17 protein-coding genes are annotated in these 20,364 nt (G+C 34.9%); 9 read left to right on the forward strand and 8 right to left on the reverse strand.

The window, feature by feature from the left end; translation table 11 throughout:
- Positions 1-152 precede the first annotated feature (152 nt).
- Positions 153-1,118, reverse strand: a complete 966-nt coding sequence (locus OOK97_RS05840) for an Rpn family recombination-promoting nuclease/putative transposase (protein ID WP_264705164.1) — start codon at positions 1,116-1,118, stop codon at positions 153-155.
- A 113-nt stretch (positions 1,119-1,231) separates the two neighbouring features.
- Here OOK97_RS05840 and wmk (OOK97_RS05845) point away from each other — a divergent pair, with 113 nt between their 5' ends.
- The 5 genes from wmk (OOK97_RS05845) to wmk (OOK97_RS05865) all read left to right on the forward strand — a co-directional run bounded on the left by wmk (OOK97_RS05845) (position 1,232) and on the right by wmk (OOK97_RS05865) (position 6,204).
- Positions 1,232-2,146, forward strand: coding sequence for a WO male-killing family protein Wmk (wmk, locus tag OOK97_RS05845; RefSeq protein ID WP_264705165.1), 915 nt, complete (start codon positions 1,232-1,234; stop codon positions 2,144-2,146).
- A gap of 164 nt (positions 2,147-2,310) precedes the next feature.
- Positions 2,311-2,967, forward strand: a complete 657-nt coding sequence (locus OOK97_RS05850) for a JAB domain-containing protein (protein WP_264705166.1) — start codon at positions 2,311-2,313, stop codon at positions 2,965-2,967.
- 107 nt (positions 2,968-3,074) lie between these two features.
- Positions 3,075-4,268 (forward strand): hypothetical protein, encoded by a 1,194-nt coding sequence (locus OOK97_RS05855; protein WP_264705167.1) that lies wholly within the window; start codon positions 3,075-3,077, stop codon positions 4,266-4,268.
- Positions 4,269-4,345: 77 nt separating this feature from the next.
- Positions 4,346-5,260, forward strand: a complete 915-nt coding sequence (wmk, locus tag OOK97_RS05860; RefSeq protein ID WP_264705168.1) for a WO male-killing family protein Wmk — start codon at positions 4,346-4,348, stop codon at positions 5,258-5,260.
- 38 nt (positions 5,261-5,298) lie between these two features.
- Positions 5,299-6,204 carry a WO male-killing family protein Wmk gene (wmk, locus tag OOK97_RS05865; RefSeq protein WP_406719904.1) on the forward strand — a complete coding sequence of 302 codons (906 nt, stop codon included), beginning with the start codon at positions 5,299-5,301 and terminating at the stop codon, positions 6,202-6,204.
- A 39-nt stretch (positions 6,205-6,243) separates the two neighbouring features.
- Here wmk (OOK97_RS05865) and OOK97_RS05870 read toward each other — a convergent pair whose 3' ends face one another.
- A complete protein-coding gene (locus OOK97_RS05870; RefSeq protein ID WP_264705170.1) occupies positions 6,244-7,170 on the reverse strand; it encodes a patatin-like phospholipase family protein in 927 nt (308 codons plus the stop codon).
- A 511-nt stretch (positions 7,171-7,681) separates the two neighbouring features.
- Here OOK97_RS05870 and ltrA (OOK97_RS05875) point away from each other — a divergent pair.
- The gene (gene ltrA / locus OOK97_RS05875; protein ID WP_264705171.1) at positions 7,682-9,022 is read left to right on the forward strand and encodes a group II intron reverse transcriptase/maturase; all 1,341 of its coding nucleotides are present in this window, start codon (positions 7,682-7,684) and stop codon (positions 9,020-9,022) included.
- A gap of 106 nt (positions 9,023-9,128) precedes the next feature.
- Here the strand turns inward: ltrA (OOK97_RS05875) and OOK97_RS05880 are convergent, their stop codons facing one another.
- Together OOK97_RS05880 and ltrA (OOK97_RS05885) are read right to left on the reverse strand one after the other, a co-directional pair.
- Complete coding sequence (locus tag OOK97_RS05880; protein ID WP_406719941.1) at positions 9,129-9,620, reverse strand: phage tail protein; 492 nt, start codon at positions 9,618-9,620, stop codon at positions 9,129-9,131.
- Between the two features lie 129 nt (positions 9,621-9,749).
- Positions 9,750-10,820, reverse strand: coding sequence for a group II intron reverse transcriptase/maturase (ltrA, locus tag OOK97_RS05885; protein ID WP_264705173.1), 1,071 nt, complete (start codon positions 10,818-10,820; stop codon positions 9,750-9,752).
- A 94-nt stretch (positions 10,821-10,914) separates the two neighbouring features.
- Here ltrA (OOK97_RS05885) and OOK97_RS05890 point away from each other — a divergent pair.
- A protein-coding gene (locus OOK97_RS05890) for an IS5 family transposase (RefSeq protein ID WP_264705175.1) occupies positions 10,915-11,707 on the forward strand; the annotation gives its coding sequence in 2 pieces (ribosomal slippage) (positions 10,915-11,178 and positions 11,180-11,707; 792 coding nt in all).
- Positions 11,708-11,737: 30 nt separating this feature from the next.
- Here the strand turns inward: OOK97_RS05890 and OOK97_RS05895 are convergent.
- The 4 genes from OOK97_RS05895 to OOK97_RS05910 all read right to left on the reverse strand — a co-directional run bounded on the left by OOK97_RS05895 (position 11,738) and on the right by OOK97_RS05910 (position 15,567).
- The gene (locus tag OOK97_RS05895) at positions 11,738-12,109 is read right to left on the reverse strand and encodes a hypothetical protein (RefSeq protein WP_264705176.1); all 372 of its coding nucleotides are present in this window, start codon (positions 12,107-12,109) and stop codon (positions 11,738-11,740) included.
- 26 nt (positions 12,110-12,135) lie between these two features.
- Positions 12,136-13,482 carry an IS110 family RNA-guided transposase gene (locus OOK97_RS05900; protein WP_264705004.1) on the reverse strand — a complete coding sequence of 449 codons (1,347 nt, stop codon included), beginning with the start codon at positions 13,480-13,482 and terminating at the stop codon, positions 12,136-12,138.
- Between the two features lie 213 nt (positions 13,483-13,695).
- Positions 13,696-14,199, reverse strand: coding sequence for a hypothetical protein (locus OOK97_RS05905; protein WP_264705177.1), 504 nt, complete (start codon positions 14,197-14,199; stop codon positions 13,696-13,698).
- Positions 14,200-14,208: 9 nt separating this feature from the next.
- The gene (locus OOK97_RS05910) at positions 14,209-15,567 is read right to left on the reverse strand and encodes a hypothetical protein (RefSeq protein WP_264704953.1); all 1,359 of its coding nucleotides are present in this window, start codon (positions 15,565-15,567) and stop codon (positions 14,209-14,211) included.
- An 855-nt stretch (positions 15,568-16,422) separates the two neighbouring features.
- Between OOK97_RS05910 and OOK97_RS05915 the strand changes: the two genes are divergently transcribed.
- Positions 16,423-17,670: a hypothetical protein gene (locus tag OOK97_RS05915; RefSeq protein WP_264705178.1), complete on the forward strand. Its 1,248-nt coding sequence runs from the start codon at positions 16,423-16,425 to the stop codon at positions 17,668-17,670.
- 206 nt (positions 17,671-17,876) lie between these two features.
- Positions 17,877-20,183, forward strand: coding sequence for an OTU domain-containing protein (locus OOK97_RS05920; protein WP_264705179.1), 2,307 nt, complete (start codon positions 17,877-17,879; stop codon positions 20,181-20,183).
- The last annotated feature ends 181 nt before the right edge of the window (positions 20,184-20,364 follow it).

Raw genomic sequence — 20,364 nt, forward strand, 5'->3', positions numbered from 1 at the left:
TATTTTGCGCTTAACTGATGCATAAAATTAGTGAGAAAATCAAATAAGCCATAGCGAGAATAGCGGAAGAGTTAGATGTAGGCTTTAATATATTAGACTAATAGATAAAGAAGCACAATAAGTTGAAAAGCGCTCTAGGGGATCTACAGTACTTAAGCTTTCTCCTTGAGCTGTGAAATATCAGCTTGAGAAAGGCCTGTAGATTCAGCTATTAAGTCAACAGACACGCCAGCCTTAAGTAGGTTTTTGGCCACATCTATTTTAGCTTGTTTTTCGCCCTCTTCCCTACCTTTTTGATGGCCGATTTGGATGCCTTCTTGTCTGCCTTCTTGTCTACCTTCTTGTCTACCTTCTTGTCTACCTTTTTCTTGACCTACTTTAAGACCCTCATCAAATTTTTGAGCTAAAGCAGCTACCTCATCCATTATGCGTTTTTTCATTTGTTCATATGCTAGTAACTCTTCTTCTGACCAATTAAACTTATTCATCTCTTCATAAGCTCGTTTTATTATTACGTCACTACCAACTATTTTATCTAGGTCCTCTTCGCTTGTTTCTGCTGCATATCGGAAAAAATAACACCATTTTTCTACTATATTTTCTAGTTGGTCTTCTTTTGTCTTTGTAAATTTTGGTAGTTCTATGAATACGAAGTAAAAATCCTTTAAGTCATGTTCAAAGCTATTTTGATCTAAAATGACATGATTAGATTTGTACTCAGTCTTGTCTGGAAAAATAATACAATCAGCAACAGCAATAAAGATAATTTCCTTGAGATTATGATAATCATCACCTTGATCAGCTTGACTTGAGTAGGCTTTAGCAGCATAATATTGAGCACGCTTTTCGAAGCCTTTGGTCTTAGTGAACTGCATTTCTATGATGTATCTTGAACCTTGAGAGTCCTTACAAAGAACATCAACAATACTCTGCTTTTTAGCGGCAATTTCAGGATCCAAAATGGTAGCTAAGAATTCAACATCGTGAATAGCAGCCAAGCCAGTAAAGCCTAAAATATCGTTTAAGAAATGAATTAGGATATCTTTATTCTTCTCGGTGCCAAATATTCTTTTAAAGGCATAATCATTGCGTGCATCAAGAAATTTAGAAAGAGCCATGACGAATCAACCTAGAAAGCATTAATAATTATACACAATTGTGAAGAAATATTCAACTAAAATGCAAACATTTTGTATATCTTTATTTGGTAGTATTAACCTATATAATATTTATGGCAAATATCTCGATAAGGTACAAAATAGCACAAAAAGTAAGGAGCTGGAGGTTAAAGCGAGGTTATACTCAAAAAGATTTAGCGGGAAAAATCGGCGTAACGTATCAAATAGTACTACAATATGAAAAAGGAACACGAAAAATTTCGATTGAAAAGTTGTACGCTATAGCAGAGATATTGTCGATTGGTATTGTAGACCTAATTCCTGTATCAAATGAAAAAATCTGTTTTGAAGATAAGGGAGAGGAAATATTAAATTTAGTAAGAGAATATAAAAAGATTAATGATCAAGAGTTACGTAAGATATTTTGTTTACTAACCAAGTTTGTTCAAATTAATGAGAAAAGTAGTAAAAAAACGGAGAGAATAAAAATTGCAAAAGGTATGGTTAAAGGAGGAGTTTCTGTTGATACTGTTTCAAAAACAATTGGTCTGTCTGCTGATGAATGTGTTGAAGAAAAAGGAGGTTCTATTTACTGCCAAATAGGAGAAAAGATAAAAGAATGGAGGCTAGTGAGAGAGTATACTCAAAAGGATTTGGCTGAGAAAATGGATACAACACGTGACAAAATAAGCAACTATGAGCAAGGGCGTGTAGCTATTCCACTGGAAAAATTGTATGCAATAGCGGAAACATTATCGATTAATATTACAGATCTACTAATAGAAGAAGATGAAGGTAGTAAAGTGGAAAATGAGCTACCTGATTTGATTAAAGAATACAAAGAAATTGAGAGCCAAGAACTACGTAATGTACTAATAAAATCTATGTTTGAAAGCATACAAATTTGCGAAGAGAAAGTGAAAAGAGCAGAAAAGATGAAAATTGCAAAGAACTTAGTTAAAAAAGGAATTTCTACCGATATTATTTTGCAAATAACAGGCCTCTCTTTAGGCGAAATTCAACAATAAAAAATCATCATATATTAATATCTTCACTTTTTGATGAAAAAATAAGTAAAAAAGATTGAAAAATTGATTTGACTTCACTCGAAAGCTATGGCTCTATGCCAATGCTGATAAAAAACAGCAGTAAATATCTAAAAAAAGTTTGTTGTTAGTGAAAGGTAAATTATATGAATAAAAGTAAAGAAGAAATCGAATTCAGAATATTAGAAAGCAAAGGCAAAGCACTACTTGATCGTGAAATAATGGAAACATTTTTAAGTGCAGTACATGAAAGGCCGCAAGCTCAAGAAATTGCTAAAAATCTGGTGAACACTTATACGGGAGTAGGAAGGATTTTAGGTAGAGAAATGGATGACCTGAAAGTTATAGAAGGAGTGACTGATTCTGCAGTAGCAATGATTATGTGTGTTAAGGAAACGCTAGAAAGGGTAATGAGAGAAAAACTCAAGAGTGAGCCAATAATGGACTTACAAGGGCTAGTAGAGTACTTAAACGTAAGTATAGGCCATTCAGAAAGGGAATGTGTAAAAATACTGTATTTGAATAAGAGGCGCCAATTAATCGGAGAAGAATCCTATATTGGTGAAATGGAAAAAGCACCAGTATACATAAAGGAAATTACAAGAAAAGCATTAATAAAAAATGCAACATCAATAATAATGTCACATAACCATCCTGGAGGAAGCTTAGAACCTTCAGAAGAAGATCAAGCAGTAACAAAGAGCTTGGCAGCAGCATGTAGTACTGTAAGCATAAAATTGTTTGACCATATTATCATCACAAGTGGAGGCTATTTCAGCTTTCGAGAAAATGGATTGTTATAGCAGAAAGTATTTGCAAATCTGCTCACTATAATTTATAATGAGTAATAGAATGTATAATAATAAAGTTTATTGTACGCTTAAAAAGTATTTTTAATAGTGAGGATAATATGGGTAAGAAAATAATTGTACCTTTTGATGATCAAGAAGGAGGTACTTACGAGTTAAACATTGATCTTGATAGATTATCGAAGGGTGAAATATCAAATGCTATTAGAGGTATTGGTCGTACTAAGGAGCAATCCACCTTTGTAAGCAAAACTAATAAGGCTAAAAAGCTTGGAGATGTACCTTTCCCTGGTAGAGAAGTTCGCGAAAACCAAATCAACTATGGGAAAGGACTTGACTACATATATGGTACAAAACCTTTGAGTAATCAAGCAGAAGATTTAAATCCATTTACTTCAGCATTAAAAAAAATAAAGCCAAGTGCAAGCGAAAGCAAAGAATTGAGCTGGTTTAAAAGTGCTGTAGTAGAGGCAAAAAACGTAAATGAATTGCACAAAGTTATAGACAAAGTAATAACTTCTGGAGTAAGGCTAAATGCATGTAATGATGGGGAATGGAGTTTTGCAGAATATCTAGTATTAGGTACACATTTTCATAAATTTGATAAGGCTGATCGTAAAAAGCTAATACGTAAATTAATGCTAAGCGGTGCAGAGTTTCATGATACTTTATTGGAGAATAAACTGATAGGTGAAATCTATAATGAGCTACAGCCAGAAGTTCAGCCACAGATAGATAGGCAACTAGAAGAACTGGAAAAAGCTGGTGAAAGTGCTGTTCAAGAAGGGGAATTAATAGATATCGAGATAGACAATGCAACATTATATATAGAATTTTCTGAGGACAGTAAAGTAGAGGTTGCCAAAATACTGAGAGAGTTAGGAAGTAATATTTTAAAAATTGGTAATGATGCAGTTGAGGTTAAAAGTGAGAAAGGAGGTGTAAGAAACTATACTGATATGTCAAATGGCAGCTCTGTCATGTTAGAGTTTCCTACGAGCATTGGTAAGCTAAATGTTATATTGTACCACGATGTAAAAAAATATGATCAAGTACAAGTCAGAGTAGAAAACAAGGAAATGTGGGCTGAGTTACAAAAAAGAGGCGAAGAGATAGGAAAGAATTGTCTTTTTGCTGGAGTAAAGCTTAAAGAAGCGGTAGAAAGAGGTAGTTTCACTAGATGTGGCATATGGAGTGAAAAGTATGCTATAAAAGAGATTAGCAATGATGAAGTATTGTCTCCGTGGGTAAATAGGGTATGTGGAGGTAGTAAAGAAACCTTTAGGGAACTTTAATGCGTCTACAGGCAATTTAAGGTTCCAGAGGTTTTTTTTACCGTTATATCTGAGCTATAGTAGAAAATATTATATATATGGTTTTTTGCGTGGAAAAAAGTCTAGACTGTGAAGTAGGGGAAAAAGTGAAAAATTGGAGGTTAGAGAGAGGTTATACTCAGAAGGGTTTAGCTGAGAAAATTGGTGTAAAGTACTGGGTAATACTGCAATATGAGAAAGGGAATCGTAGAGTTCCAATTGAAAGGTTATATGCTATAGCGGAAGCATTGTCAGTAAGTATTGTGGATCTTATTCCTGTATCAAAAAGCTGTCTTGAAGATGAGGGAGAAGAAATACTGAACCTAATAAGAAAATATAAAACAATTAATGATCAAGAGTTGCGTAGAATGTTTTTTTTACTAACCAAATTTGTCCAAGTTAGTGAGAAAAGTAGTAGAAAATCGGAAAAAATAAAAATTGCAAAGGGTCTGGTTAAAGCAGGAATTTCTGTTGATGTTGTTGCAAAAACAATTGGTCTCTCTGCTGATGAATGTGTTGAAGAAAAAACGGGTTCTATCTACTACAAAATAGGGAAAAAGATAAAAGAATGGAGAGTGGTAAGAGAGTACACTCAAAAGGATTTAGCAGAGAAAATGAATACAACACGTGACGAAATAAGCAACTATGAGCAAGGGAGGACTGCTGTTCCACTTGATAAACTATATGAAATAGCAAAAGCGTTATCGATTAATATTACGGATCTACTAATAGAGGAAGGGAGTAAAGTGAAAAATGAGCTACCTGATTTGATTAAAGAATACAAAGAAATTGAGAGCCAAGAACTACGTAACGCATTAAGAGAGTCTCTGTTTGAAGGTATAAGGATTTGTGAAGAAAAAGTAAGAAAAGCGGAAAGAATCAAAGTTGCAAAGAATTTAGTAAAAGGGGGAGTTTCTATTGATATTATTTTGCAAGCGGTAGGTTTACCTGTTGATATAGTTTTAGATGGGTAGCTCATGAAAAAATTATAGCAATAAAGTTTTTTTCTTAAATGGAGGTATATGTGTTTGTTTCTGCAAGCAATGTTAGTTATGGAATAGGGCAAAAAATAGAAAATAGTAGGTTAATGCGAGGTCATACTCAAATAGGATTAGCAAGTGAAATAGGTTTAACATACCAAAAAGTAAACAGTTATGAAAATGGATATAGCCCTATTCCAATTGAAGTACTATATGTAATAGCAAGAGTATTATCAGTTGATGTTGTAGATTTATTACCTGAATCAGTAATAGTAAGGGAAGACAGCTATGAAGACGAGGAAATACTCTATCTAACAAAAATATACGAGAATCAAAAGTTAGGCAAAATAGTACCTTCATTAGTCAGGTTTGTTCATATTAGCGAAAAAATTAATCAAGAAGAGGCAAGATTAGAGGTAGCAAAAAATCTAGTAAAAGAAGGAGTTTCTACTGATGTTATTTCCCAGGCAACGGGTTTATCTATTTACGAGTATGATAATACAGAGAAAGAAGTCTGCACTGATTCTATATATTACAGAATAGGGCAAAGAATAAGAGAATGGAGGTTGATAAGAAGATATACTCAAAAAGATTTGGCAGATAAAGTTGATTTAACGCTCAAGGAAATACACGAATATGAAAAAGGATATACTGCCATCTCATTTGATAAATTATATGAAATAGCAAGAGCATTATCAGTGAATATTAAAGTTCTACTGCCTAAAACAAGAGAAAGCAAAAAGCTATTGAGTTTAATGGATGAGTACGGAGAACAAGAATCATTAGTCAAATCTCTATCTGAAAATATGAAAAGTGGCAAGGAAAAAGTTAAAAAAACAGAAAGGATCAAGGTTGCAAAAAATCTAGCAAAGGCAGGTGTTGCTATTGATATTATTGTGCGAGCAAGTGGCCTAACTGCTGATGAGTGTGAAAATTGAATTGTGTTAAACAATATATTAAGATGTAGGTAAAAATAGTTATATATTTAATATTTCTATACAGAATTTTTCTATCACTTTCTGATTGTCCTCTATCATTGCCTTTGCCTCCTGTTGAAGAAATTTGATATTTTTTGATGTAATGTTATCCATGTCAGCCGACGCTAGCTTCAATTGCGATTGTATTCTTACGTATCTATTGCCTATTACTTGATTCATCTGATAATTTACGCAGTCCAATCCAGAGGCAAACATCACATTTAACAAAGGTTTTATCCAGCCTATTTTTCCAAATCTCTTTGAATTGGCATACTCTATGCTTCTATCTGTTCTTCCAGTACCTATCGATAACAGTAGAATATCATCATTTGGAAATAACCTCTTACCACTTGCATATGCACAAGCCGCTGGATTATTGGCAAACACCCCTCCATCCACTAATACCATTTCCTTGTGGTTGACTTTTAAATATTTAGGTGCAAAGTAAGTAGGTGCTGCAGTTGCTGCTCTTAATACATCCCTTAATTTAATAAAATTTCTATCCTCTTTCCAGCTTTTGAAAAAAAATGGGTAGTTATTGTGAATATCGTAACTCGTAATCAACACATTACTTAAAGTGTTTTTAAAGACATCATCGCCAAAATATTTATGAAGTACATACTCAATATTTTTATGTGGGTATTGTGTGCAATTAAACCAAGATAATATTGATCGCCTAAAGAATGAAGACTTAAAAATATATGGTCCATATTCCCGATAGAACTCGACTAAATCATTAGCAGAATATTGAGGTTTATCTTTTTTACATAATCCAGCAATAACAATTCCACCAGTTGAGGTTCCTGCCATTAAGTGAAAGATTTCAGCTACCCTCTTTCTTGTTCTTTTTTCTATTTCTGCTAGAATAATGGCTGGTATTATGCCCCTTATGCCTCCGCCGTCAACTGAAAGGATGTATTTTGCCACTGGTGTGTCCAGGAAAGGTGAATATGTTCAGTGGGAAAAAGCCCACCAGGATAAAAGTCGGAGTCCTGTAACTGGGGTAGCAGTATTACGGGAAACCAAGATACTGAAGCCTACCGACAACATTATTGTAAGAATAATGGTGAATCATCAGGCTGTAACGAGAGTAAACACATAGGTGACCTCGAAAAGTACAGAACCGAAGGCTGAACCTACCATGGCTTGGTGAAGGCAACATGGGCAGTTGAAACCCGAATGATACAACTGAACCACTTTGGCGGGGTGATAGTGACAGCATGATGATAAGGACATATGAGCAACTGGAGAAGCCCTCCTCGTCCCAAGGAGAAATACCTTGGAGTGGTAGGTTCTATAACTAGATAAACTAGGAAAAGAAACCGAAGATGAGAGGGTGGCGGATGGGTGCGTAGTAGCGAAGAAGTGAGGTAACTCTCACGGAGCAAAGGCACCCTACTAGTAGGAATCTTTTGACAAAAGGAAGGTAAAGGTAAAAATGATAAAAATACCAATAAAATTACAAGACCTGAGAAGAAAGATATATACCAAAGCGAAGGCAGAACCGGAATGGCGATTCTGGGGAATCTACGTTCATGTCTGCAAAATGGAGACACTGGAGGAAGCTTACAAGCTAACGAAGAGGAGTAATGGGGCACCAGGAATTGACAGGGTGACATTCGAATCGATAGAGGCAGAAGGCATAAGAAAGTATCTTCAACAAATAAGACAGGAACTAATAACCAAGACCTATAGCCCAAATAGGAACAGGAGGAAGGAAATACCAAAAGTTGGGGGAAAACTCAGAACGTTGAACATACCCTGCATCCGGGACAGAATAGTGCAAACAGCACTGAAGCTAATACTTGAACCAATATTCGAATCTGACTTTCAGGACGGATCATATGGATATAGACCAAAAAGAAAAGCGTGTGAAGCAATAAGCAGAGTAGCAAAAACAGCAATCGAAGGCAACACAAAATGTATTGACCTAGATCTGAAATCCTACTTTGATAACGTACGACATCATATTCTTATGGAGAAAATTGCAAAAAGAATAAACGATAAAGAAGTCATGCGCTTAATTAAGCTAATCCTCAAGGTAGGAGGAAAACGAGGAATAGCACAGGGATCACCAATTTCGCCATTACTGAGTAATATATACCTAAATGAGGTAGACAAAATGCTAGAGAAAGCAAAAGAGGTGACTAAAGAGGGAAAATATCAACATATAGAATACGCCAGATGGGCTGATGATTTAGTGATACTGATAAGTGGACACCCAAAATGGGAATGGCTAGAAAAATCAGTTTACAAAAGGGTACAAGAAGAATTAGCAAAACTAAAAGTAGAAGTAAATGAAGAAAAGACAAAAGTAATCAATCTAAAAGAAGGAAGAATATTCAGCTACTTAGGATTTGATTTTCGAAGGAAAATTACAAGACAAGGAAAGTGGAGCATACAAACAACACCACAGATGAAAGCACGGACAAACCTAATACGCAAGTTGAAGGAAATATTTCGCTGCTATAAGTCGCAACCAATAGGAAGAGTGATTCATATCATTAATCCAATATTGAGAGGGTGGGTAAACTACTTTAGGATTGGACACTCAAGTCGAACCTTCAGGTACGTGAAACAGTGGGTAATGAAGAAAGTAAGACGCAACTTAATGCGAGCCAGAAAAGCAAAAGGATTTGGCTGGAAGAAGTGGAGTAACGAATGGATATACCGAACGCTAGGTTTATATGAAGACTACAGAATAAGGTATTACGTTCCGAAAGCATTACCAGCACAATATGCTATAAACTTTGGTAAAGAAACTACTAGGAAAGCGTAGTGCGGGAAAACTGCATGCTGCGTTTGATGAGGCGGGAGCTGGAAACGTAAATATGGGAATTTGGATTGAGGCCCATGATGAAAAATAATGGATCAGCCACCAAACCCTAAAGAGGCGCGCCAGTTCCCGACCCTACCTTAAAGTATTTCTCAAACACTCTCTCACTCTCATAATTAACAAGGTCTTTTATTATTCTTGAGCCTTCTGGTTCCAGCGGTAGTTTTACTTCCTTTATTGGCAATGCTGCTCTTCCTTCACGTTTAAACATACCGCTATTTCCTTTTGGCATAACTGCTGCAAATCCTCCTATAAACTCATACTTTCCTACTTTCGATCCTCTTCTTGTTTTTTGTATTTTGCCAATTGCCGATGCTCTAATGTCATAGAGATTTGCTCTAATTAACACTTCTAATCTGCTAGTTTTCGCCTTAAAAATTCTTAATCTCTTTCTTATCAAACTTAATTTTATCTTCTTTTCCTCACTGATTTCCTTAGCTGCTTTTGCTTTTAACCATAGTGCTGTTCTATTTAGTGCTTTTATAGCTGCCAGTTTTACTTTCTGCTCTTTTCCGTCAATATTGGAGATTATTTCATTAATATTGTTACTAGTTTTAATATTAAACACTTTCTATTGGTCGAGTAGACCAGTGGAACTTCCCCCCCAGCCCCTCACAGAACTGTGCATGAACCTCTCGATTCACACAGCTCCCATTATTCAGTACTTTGATTACCATACCAACCTCCAGTGGTAAAAAGTATTCGGATTTTCTGTTCTCATTTTTCCTAGAAGTTTCCTTGCTAGTCTTTTTCCAATCAGATATTTCTTACTTACCCACTTTTCTAGATGCCGCTCTACATTATTAAGAAGTTTATACATCTCCGTTTGGTAAAACCTGCCATAATACTGACACCAGCCTCTGACTATTGGATTTACTTCCTTTGATATTTCCTCCAACTTCTTTCCTGTAAATCTATGTATTTTCCATGACCTTATGGTTTGAGTGATCTTTTTCTTGGCCTTATTGCTAATTGCAGGTAGAAATCCAACAAAATATTCTCCTATTTTGCTCTTTGCTCCTCTAGGTCTAAAGGTATATCCTAGAAAATCAAAGCTTTGTATAGGAAATGTATTCTTCCTGTTGCTATTCTTACAGTACACTATCCGTGTCTTTTCGGGATGCAACTTTAGCTTATACTCAGCCAATCTTTCTTCAATCTTTACTCTCATAAAGTCTGCCTGTCTCTTAGTTTTGCAGTGCACTATTGCATCATCAACATACCTTTCAAATGGTATTGTGGGGTAGTTTTGCCTCATCCACATATCAATCGCATGATGCATAAATATGTTAGAAATGATTGGGCTTACAGAACCTCCTTGCGGAACTCCCTTATTCCTCACTTCCCTAGTGCCATCTGCTTGTTGAATAGGGGCTTTCATCCACCTCTCAACATACAGTATGACCCATTTGCAGTTTGTATATTTCTTGATAGCTTGCAAAACTAATTCGTGATCCAGATTGTCGAAAAATCCAGATATATCAAGATCTATCGTCCAATCGTACCTCCAGCATCTCTTGCGTGCTGTATTTACCGCATCCAGTGCAGATTTATTCGGTCTATAACCATATGAATCCTCGTGGAATTTTGGCTCTACTAGCGGCTCAAGATACATAGAAGCTGCCGTTTGCCCTATCCTGTCGAATACTGAAGGAACACCTAAAATTCTTTGTCCTTCTCCCGTATCCTTCGGTATTGCTACAGCTTTTACTGGCTCTGGAAAATAACTTCCGGATGACATCCGATTCCATAGTTTGTATAGATTATCTTTTAGAACCTGTACATGATCTCAAGAAAGGGATAAACTAAGAGATAATGTATATAAGTTAGGATATATGAGGAGTTTATACCCAAGTAATATAAGTCGGGAAAGATTTGAGATTATATTACCAGATCTAGAATCCTGTAGAAAAAAAACAAAACCAAGAAAACTTGATTTGTATGATGTATTTTGTGGAGTGTTATACGTTCTGAAAAGCGGTTGTCAGTGGAGAATGCTACCAAAAGAGTTTCCAAAATGGCGCAATTGTTACGACTATTTTAAGAAGTGGAGTGAAAAACCAGATGCAAATAAAGAAAGTGTTCTGGAGCTGGTGTTAAAAAAAAATAGTTGGCGTAGTCCGACAAAACAATGGTCGGAAAGAAAAAACCAGCTTCTGCATAATTGATGCACAGAGTGTAAAAAATGCAGATACTGCTGAAGAAAAAGGCTACGATGCAGGCAAAAAGATTTCAGGAATAAAACGCCATATTGCAGTAGATACGCAAGGTTTGCCACATGCAATTTATGTAACAACAGCAGAGATAACTGACCGTAGCAGTGCTGTGAGAATGGTAGAAAATGCAAAAGAAAACCTCTCGGGAGTTAAAAATGTACTGGTTGATGCAGGCTATACGGGAGAGAATTTTGCAACACAAATAAAAGCAACTATTGGTGCAACTGTTGAGGTAATAAAACGCAGTGAATTACATACCTTTGCTGTATTGCCAAAAAGATGGGTTGTAGAGCGTTCTTTTGCTTGGTTGGAAAAATGTAGACGGTTATGGAAAAATTGCGAGCGTAAACTCAACACCAGCTTGCAAATGGTAGTTCTTGCTTTCACTGCTTTGTTCCTCAAAAGATTATGAACAGGTTCTTAGTTTATCCCTTTCTTGAGATCATGTACAGGTTCTTATAGTATTTTTTAACTTCATATATAAATCTTGTACATCGTATACTTCCTTGTTTTTGCACTCGATTACCAACAAATTCCCAGTATTTTCTGCTTGAAAAGCACTTAATACCTTGTCTTGTAGTCTTAGTATGTTAGCTAGCGACATCAGAATAAAGCTATCTTCACTATCATATAGGCTATATAAAATTTGATTGACTTTAATAGCACTTAATCTGGTTCCCTGTTGAGCTACAAGATTCAAAACCTGTTTTTTACCATTACTTAAGAAGTTTTTAATTTTTGCTAAGTTACTACTCTTAAAAAAAATATTAAATTGTCTTAATTTTCTACTATATCTTAATGTTGGTCCTACCATTTCTATCTTATGTATTTTTTCTTCTCCTAAGAAACTCCCTCAATTAGCTCTTCCTGTTGCACCAAGATATAACCAAAAACCCGTGCCTTTTTGATCAAATTTTTCACGACTCTCTCTTTGTAACGTGTTTCGTAATAGTTCATTCCTTTTTCCACATACTCTTGTCCGTATCTCAACATTTGATAGAAGATACACGCTAATTTCCTTGCTGTAGCAGTAATTGCTTTTGGGGATCCCAGTTGCTTTTTTAATCTTCTATAATATGCACCCAATGCACTCTTACTTTTTCCCACGGCATAAGCAGCCATTCGAAATGCATTCGCAGCACGATTGATAACCTCACGAGTTCTTGTCCTAAATACTTTTTCCCCTGTAATCTTATTAGCAGGACTTAGCCCCAACCATGAAGTAAAATGCTTTTCTGATTGCCATTTACTGTAGTTAATACCAACTTCCGAAATAATAGCTTGTACAGTTAGTACATCAAATCCAGGAATTTTAGTAAAATCTATACCGGTTACTCGATACAATTCTTCACGCAAGGCAAAGTTTAGCTTATCTTTTCGATACTTACTTCTTTCCTTGCTTAACTCTCTACTCTCGTCAGATTTTGCTTCAAATGTCTTATAGTGGTTTTCAATATTTTTGTCACACTCTGCTATTTTTTCCTGATAAACATTGTATAGTTCAAATTCCTGCTGTAATGCAAATAAATGTTCCTCTCTGTAGTCACCTGTTAGTGCTTTGGCAATAGCCGATTTATCACTCTTTATTCGCACATCCCTTAATTCAGCTAATTTATTAGGATTTCTTTCACCTTCGATTATAGCCTTAATAATTTGCATTCCAGTGACACCTGTTATATGGCTTATTACTTTATGTAACTGAATATTCATTTGTACTAACGCCTTTTGCATCCTATTAATGTGTGTAGTCGCACTTTCTGTAAGATTTTTACGTTGCCGAACATAACTACGCAATATGCACATTTGATCATCTGGCCTAAACGATCCTTGGATTAACCCATAACTGTGTAGTTGTTGTAGCCATTGGCAATCCTGGACGTCTGATTTTCTCCCAGGTACATTTTTTACATGCCTTGCATTTGCCAGTTTTACTTCGAATCCATACGATTCAAGTACTTGGAACAAAGGAATCCAATATACTCCTGTTGACTCCATAGCTACTGTAGTAACTTTACACTTCTTTAACCACTTTGCTATATTGTGAAGATCTTCTGTGAAGCAGCTAAACTTTTGTACACGTTGTTCATCTCTTTCTTCAGGTATACATACATAATGCACAGATGAACCGATATCTATTCCTGCTGCGTTAGGATTCATTATCTCTAATTTACTTTTTGCTTTTTTCATGGTAGCTCCTATAATTTATAATAACGAAGCGCTTCAGCTTGGGAATGGTTAAGATTATACAATCTCCTAAACGAGGTAGTCATAAAATATGGCTCCATCAATGGTTCGAACGTTCCTCCCAAAACCATGCTATAAAACGGGCACTTATGGCACCAGTGAAACATTCGGTTATAACTGCAAAAGCACCTCCTGTACAATTGTACTTAAAAACTACTAAAACTTAAATTGGAGAGTTTCTTCCTGGTTTGACAGATTTTTCTGTTCGGTGCTATAAACAGTTTCTTTGCGATTTTCATATCTTGGATCTTGACCTCGATTAGGAAAGACATGGAGATATATGTTTCTCAATTCTTCTGAATCAAATTTTGGTTTATGATTCTCTTTATCAGATACTGCAATATAGATTATTTTTTCACTTTTTGTCTTAGAATCTTCAGTTAGTACAGCTAACTTCAAAGCACCATAACGATCAAAACGAAAGTAAATTTCCTTAACCTTAACATCTCCAAAATCAGCAAGATCTGAATCCAATAAAGTAGCAAAAGCACCAAAAAAGAAACTAGGAAAAAATCCTTCTTTCCCAACCGAGTGCAAGAAAGAAGGAGACTGATCAATGAATGACTGAAACCTTTTTTGAAAATCTAAAAACTCGTCCCCTGATGTATTTTCCATCAATAGAAGTTGTACCAATTCAAGTGGCCCTGTAGTATTTAGCATATAATCCTCCTATTTGCTATGGCTTGAAGATTCTACATGACATGGGGCATCAGTTAGGCTAAACCTTGATTGTGGCAAACCGGCTGGCTCACCAGCCCCATCATCACCTTGAGCAGCTAGATCCCCTTTTTTGCACTTAAAGGACTTATCTAAATCAGAAAAAAGCTGCTCTATCAGTTTCTTATCCTCAGTGAATCGCTCTTCACCAATTCCATGCACCGCACTCATTCTATGTATTAAAGAATTTTGAATCTCTTCAATTTGTGTATGCTTAACACACTCCAATATTCCTAATATTTCCTTCTTTCTATTTTCATTATCTGAACTTTCCTTTCTTAATTCTACTATTAAATTCGTTACCATTACAATAAAAGAGTAGTCTTTAAATACAGATTTTCTGCATTCCTCAAAATTCTCATGTTTCCAAACGTACATGATAGTTTCCTTAGTTTGTTCAGCTAAGTCTGAACTTAAAAGCATCCTTCTTGATAGTGATGATAAAATAACCCCATACTGCTCGAACGAAAGATCATTGGATTCAAGTAGGTCAAATAAATTCTTAAAAGAGTCAAAGCAGTATTCATCAATCAGTTCACTTAACACTGCATAATATGTATTTTCTTTAAAGTCTCTTTTCAATAACTCCTTTTTCTGCTTATCACTCATATTGGGTAGACAAAACTCTATAATATCTGAATCTCTGTACCCCTTGACTGCAGATAAAGCTGCGTTGATTAATAAATCTCCTTTACTGTAAATACTTGGATCATTTTGTAACTTATTATAGAAGAACTCTATACCCTCTTCCCAATTTTTACGTGAGTTTACTCGTATGGCTTCTTTTAAACCTTCAACTGCTGTATATTCATTTAGTTTTCCAGTCTGTTTATCAATAAGGGAAGACCAAAAAGCCTTTATAGGGCTACTCTCTTTATGGTGATCCAAAAGTTCATCTTTTAGCTTGTCATCAGAAATATCTTCTTCAAATGCACTATTTTTAAACTTTATAAATACTTGCTCAAATAATCTAGGTATCTTACCTTCTAAGCAGTATTTACATGCTAAGTAATATCTTTTAGAAACGTTTAACGGATTCTCTTTTCCATTTTTATTTATTTCTTCAGTTAGCCTTTCACCAACAACTTCATTTTTTAACCCCGCTCCTTTCCAACAAGAATCATCAGAGAATATATCAGAGAAAAATTCTAGCTCTACTCCGCTAAAATTTTCAATCAACTGAATGTTAACTTTTAACCACCTTTCTATTCTTAAACGTTTTCTTGCTTCGGTCTGTTTGTCACTGTCCTTGACAGCACTTGTTAACCTATTGAGTATTGCATTGTAATTACAATCTAAACCAGATTCCATACTTACTACCCCACTATATATTTTAATGTAGTTTCTAGTATACTAAGTCACCATTGTCAACAACTATTTTTCTAAATTTTAAGTAAATTTTTTGTTGATACCTAATTATAAACATGAAAACTTTGAGCAATGTATGAAAAAATTCCACACTGTACTTTGCTTTTCCATGCTTAAGAGAAGGAGCTAAGTGTGGTACTCTCATTTGATTATTTGTTCTTCTTTTTCTTAATCTAACGGTTAATTATAAAACATTTTTACCATATGAGAAATGGACCTCTTTGTCCTCATTGTAAATAAAAACACATCTATTTTAGCGTCACAGAAAATTTGTTTATTTACTTCTTAAAAACGTAAGATAAAGATCGTATATTCGTGAGAACAAACTGCGTAAAAATGGGATTGTAAAAATAAAAGTTTGAAACCTTTGCAACAAAGTCAGGCAATTTGATTCATATATAAATGTGGTAAGAATAGGCTAATATAGCTAGTTTTACGATATGGTGAAATCACCATATAAAAAAGTTCGTATGGTACACATGGTAGACCATCCCATCCCAAAACAAACTCTTCTCTCATGAGTTGATTTTTGCTACTGAAAGTGTATATATTGTTTTGGTTTTTAATAAGATATATTGCTAAATTAACATCAGTTTATTTTAGAATAATAATTAAGGTAGACTTATAAAAAACAGAATTTAAAGGTAAACAAAAATCCCATATCTAGCTTCTTAAGAGACTTTTGCCGAAAACTAATTTGGGTTAGAAAATTTTTCTTAAAATAGTGATTGACAAGTTTTAAAGGTAGAATACTACACTTAAAATATAATTACTAGTCTAATTAATAAGGTGGTTGCTATGTTGCGTTCAGATATTCCAAAAGTTTTATTTTCGTCTATTAAAGAGGATGATCCCTATAGAGCGTCTAAGCTTTTTCAAATTGAACGCTGGTGCTATGCAAATTGGCGTTTACACCAGAAAAGTGGCCAGAAAGGACGTAATTTTCTTGCACAAGTGCTATCTAGTGAGGATTGTTGGAAAAAAATAGACAATTTACATGGAGTTAAGCTTGATAGGCAAGTGGTAGGCAAAAAGTTAATTGCGCCAGATTCAGGTAATCTCTTTGATAAGTATGCTATTGCCTGTCAGTACTGTCTAGAAGAAGATATTATTGCTTTATTTGAGGAGAGAAAAAAAAGCCTATCAGCTCAAGGTAAGAGTAGTCTATTGGAGTATGAGCACTTAGTTAGGTGTTGCGGATCTGGTCTTTTAGCACAGTTTTGGTCACATTTTATCAGCGGTTATATTTCTAAATTAAGTTTAGATGGCTGTCATCCATATGAGTACGGGCTTAAATGTGCTATGCGTTTTAAGCAAGAGCAGGCAGTGGAATTCTTCTGGAACAAGATAAAGTCATTACCTGAAAGTGAGATTGGTGCACAGAAAAAGGATGAGATCTTTATGAAAACAGCAGTGTATGCAGCAGGTAGTCGTTGTAATAGTTATCCTGAAATATTTGAATTTTGTTTCAGCAAAATAAGTCCTGATAAGTATCCAGAACTTCTAAAAAGAGATTTAGCTGAAAATGGTTATTACGGTAGTTTAGATACTCTACAAAGTGCACTTCGCTTTGATCAATTTCAAGTATTGTTTGACTGCTTAGGGCCAAGTGATGTCTCAGAAGACAATTATAATATCTGGTTAGACATGGAAATCAAAAAACATTCAGAGCCTTATGCAAGCGAAAGTGTAAAGCTTTTTATGCATATGTGGATAAAGGAAGGATTTGATAGTCATCGTGCTTTAGTGATAAGAGAGGAACTAGAGGATAAATCCCCTCTTTTCTGTACAAATTTATTAACACCTTTAGTAGAAAAGGGCTATATGGAGCCAATATGGGCAATATTAGATAGAGCTAATCCTGATCAAATCAAAGAATTTATGGATTCTAGACAAGCAGAGTATATACGATCTGTGTTAGAGAAAAGAGACATTGATTCATTAAATAAATTTTTATCATACGGTAAGTCTACAGCTGAAGAGCTTACTAGCTTAACTGAGGTTAAATTAAGCAAAGCATGTGAGCAATTAGGTTTGGGTAATTGAGAAGTATTATAAGGCAATTCTATAAAGCAGGTGGTGGTTTCTTGTTACTACTTTAGCTTCTGTCAAAAAGATGTTGCATTATAATACAAATGTTATATACATAAGCCAGCATATGGGTAAAAATAGCTTTTATTATTGATATCTCTGATTGTTATATAATAAGCTTGGTATAGTGGGTTTAGTATAATATAATGAAGGGAGGTTTTATGTTAAAAACACAATATCCAACAGATCATCTAGGCGTTAATTCAAAGATTACCGAATCATCGGGTAAAATACAATATATAGAGCAAGCTAAAGAATTTTCTCAATTCAAGCGTTATCGGAGGTCTGACGCTAATTCCGAAAGTGAAAGTAGATTTAAAAGAATTGATGTTCCAGGAGATGGTAGTTGCTTATTTTGGTCTGTTACTATGGCTTACTTAATACCTGTGGGAAACAACGAAGCTTTATTTCGAAGGAGGTATAAAGCTTTATTTGGAAATGAAGAAGCTGTAATCCAAAATTTAGATCGTGTTAGAGTTTTGGTTCAGAATTTAGATACTGCGAATTATGATGATACATTTGCAAACTTAGTAAGAAATGTATTTCGCAATCGAGTAGTTGATCATATAAGTTCTCATAGAAACGAGTTTAGAGGTTTTATTGAGGGCAATTTTGAGAGTTACTTAGAGAACATGCGGAAACCTAATGCTTGGGGAGGTGAACCTGAAATAAAAGCAATGAGTGGAATGCTCAGAACAACGATTAGTGTTTCTGGTGCAACTGAAAGTCGATATGAAAATGGAAATATTCAAATACAGTTATTTCATGTTGGTGCACCAGGTAAACGAAACCATTATAATTTTGGTCTTGAAAGGAAAATTATCTCTAATAATAAAGAGCTTGCGAAAGGTTTAAAAAAAGTCATGGGTAAGGGAAGGCCACAAGATTTTGAGTTGATACAGTTATTGATAGAAGAAGCAGGTACAGAAATTGAAACAAGTAAGCAAGAAGATGATTTTAGATCTTTTGAACCGAGATTTCAGTCATTTGTGGATCAAATTCCATCTTATTTACACTCTGTAAAAAAAGCAGGATTTTTTACGCACTTCTTCCTAGGTAGTTTTTCTACTTTGCTGGATACAAAGATTGCAGAAAAGTTAAATATTAAAAAGATTTATTTTAGTTTTGATACTTCGAAAACTTTAAAAGTAGCTATTGTTAAAAATGGTCAAATTGGAAATGCTGAAGACGCTATTAATAATATAGATTTATTTTCCATTTCAGAAGGTAAGCGTGGCCATCAGTTTACTGTTAATGAGTTGGAGAACATATTAAGAAATAATATAGATAGAGGTAGGATTAGAAATCGAAACGTTGAGAATGAGATCCTAAATATTAAGAATGAAATTCAAGATAGAATAAAATCCAGATTAGTACAGATCTACAAAGGAAAGGATGGTATTTTTGTTGATATGGAAACTAAAGGGATACTTGATTCTGCTACTAGCAAAGAATTTCATGAAGTAGAAAAAGGAATATGGAGTAATCCAGAAGGTAATATAGAAAAACTGGTTAGTTCCCGTGCACGGGCAGTTAGTAGGTCTTTGAAGGAAATTGTCAAAAAAATTAGTAATGTTCACTCTAAATATACAGGATCAGTAGTCTATGATAATAGTGCACGTGAAGCAGCACATCATGGATTTATGGTAGGCGTTTTCATGAATTTCCACTATAGGTATAATCTTAGAGTTTATCCAGAGCAATTTGCAGGTAGGGGTTATGCAGATATTATCCTGCTAGCTCGTGGTCCTGATCGTGCATTAGACTCTATTCCTATCATTATTGAGCTAAAAGCAGGAGGACGTCCTAATGCTACTCCAGATAAGGCTTTGCAACAAGCAGAAAGGTATGCACAAGGTTTCCAACCAAATGTTCAGCGAGTTTTAACTACTGCAGATAACATTTTGTGTGTTGGTGTCAACCTTGATAATCCGTCTCCTATCTCTGATATTAAAGTATCAAATCGTGGAGAAGAAATAATCCCTCTTTTTCAAGATATGCTAAAATCTGCTGATGACTGGGATACGCAAAGGGTTGGAACAATAGAATTAAAAGGACAGGTGAAAGATAATTTAGAGCGTATTTATCATACGTTTCCTGGTACACCGGAGAAGGGAGATAATCATTATTTTAGCAGGTTTTTACTGGGACAATCACTACTGTTAAATAGAATTGAAGATTTAAAAACTGGTTTCAAAAAATACATTTTTATCTATGGAGACAATATACCTACCGAAGTACATCCTAATCTTCGTAGGCTTAGACGTCCAGCAGCTGAAAGAGCCAGAGAAAGACTATCGGCTAATCTTGATGCAAGCCATGCAGTTGTAACAATGGTGCTCATTCCAGAGGATATAGAGAAGTTGGTTTATGTGATAAATATTGTTGAAGCTAACAGAAAAGGTGTTCTGAACGGGCTGGATGAAGTGCTCCCTCTTGATAGATTAAATAGAGAAATAGGGAAATAGTCGAATTAAATCTTAATTTTGATACTAGATACAAGTCAAATTTTAAAAGATATCTTACTATTTGGACTGAAAAATACAATTCTTTACAAGAGTACAACAACGGAGCTGAGAGATTTCAAGGTACTTTCAAAGAAGTTCCTTATTCTAGTGAGTTAAAAGAAACATTTGATCAAGCATTAGA

It is taken from the genome of Wolbachia endosymbiont (group A) of Gymnosoma rotundatum (genome assembly GCF_947250765.1).
Classification (GTDB): domain Bacteria; phylum Pseudomonadota; class Alphaproteobacteria; order Rickettsiales; family Anaplasmataceae; genus Wolbachia; species Wolbachia pipientis.

What these genes read in the sequence shown, in the direction of transcription:
- OOK97_RS05840 (WP_264705164.1), bottom strand. Translation starts at nt 1,118, where the DNA reads ATGGCTCTTTCTAAATTTCTTGATGCACGCAATGATTATGCCTTTAAA.
- wmk (WP_264705165.1), top strand. Translation starts at nt 1,232, where the DNA reads ATGGCAAATATCTCGATAAGGTACAAAATAGCACAAAAAGTAAGGAGC.
- OOK97_RS05850 (WP_264705166.1), top strand. Translation starts at nt 2,311, where the DNA reads ATGAATAAAAGTAAAGAAGAAATCGAATTCAGAATATTAGAAAGCAAA.
- OOK97_RS05855 (WP_264705167.1), top strand. Translation starts at nt 3,075, where the DNA reads ATGGGTAAGAAAATAATTGTACCTTTTGATGATCAAGAAGGAGGTACT.
- wmk (WP_264705168.1), top strand. Translation starts at nt 4,346, where the DNA reads ATGGTTTTTTGCGTGGAAAAAAGTCTAGACTGTGAAGTAGGGGAAAAA.
- wmk (WP_406719904.1), top strand. Translation starts at nt 5,299, where the DNA reads ATGGAGGTATATGTGTTTGTTTCTGCAAGCAATGTTAGTTATGGAATA.
- ltrA (WP_264705171.1), top strand. Translation starts at nt 7,682, where the DNA reads ATGATAAAAATACCAATAAAATTACAAGACCTGAGAAGAAAGATATAT.
- ltrA (WP_264705173.1), bottom strand. Translation starts at nt 10,820, where the DNA reads ATGTCATCCGGAAGTTATTTTCCAGAGCCAGTAAAAGCTGTAGCAATA.
- OOK97_RS05895 (WP_264705176.1), bottom strand. Translation starts at nt 12,109, where the DNA reads ATGGTAGGACCAACATTAAGATATAGTAGAAAATTAAGACAATTTAAT.
- OOK97_RS05900 (WP_264705004.1), bottom strand. Translation starts at nt 13,482, where the DNA reads ATGAAAAAAGCAAAAAGTAAATTAGAGATAATGAATCCTAACGCAGCA.
- OOK97_RS05905 (WP_264705177.1), bottom strand. Translation starts at nt 14,199, where the DNA reads ATGCTAAATACTACAGGGCCACTTGAATTGGTACAACTTCTATTGATG.
- OOK97_RS05910 (WP_264704953.1), bottom strand. Translation starts at nt 15,567, where the DNA reads ATGGAATCTGGTTTAGATTGTAATTACAATGCAATACTCAATAGGTTA.
- OOK97_RS05915 (WP_264705178.1), top strand. Translation starts at nt 16,423, where the DNA reads ATGTTGCGTTCAGATATTCCAAAAGTTTTATTTTCGTCTATTAAAGAG.
- OOK97_RS05920 (WP_264705179.1), top strand. Translation starts at nt 17,877, where the DNA reads ATGTTAAAAACACAATATCCAACAGATCATCTAGGCGTTAATTCAAAG.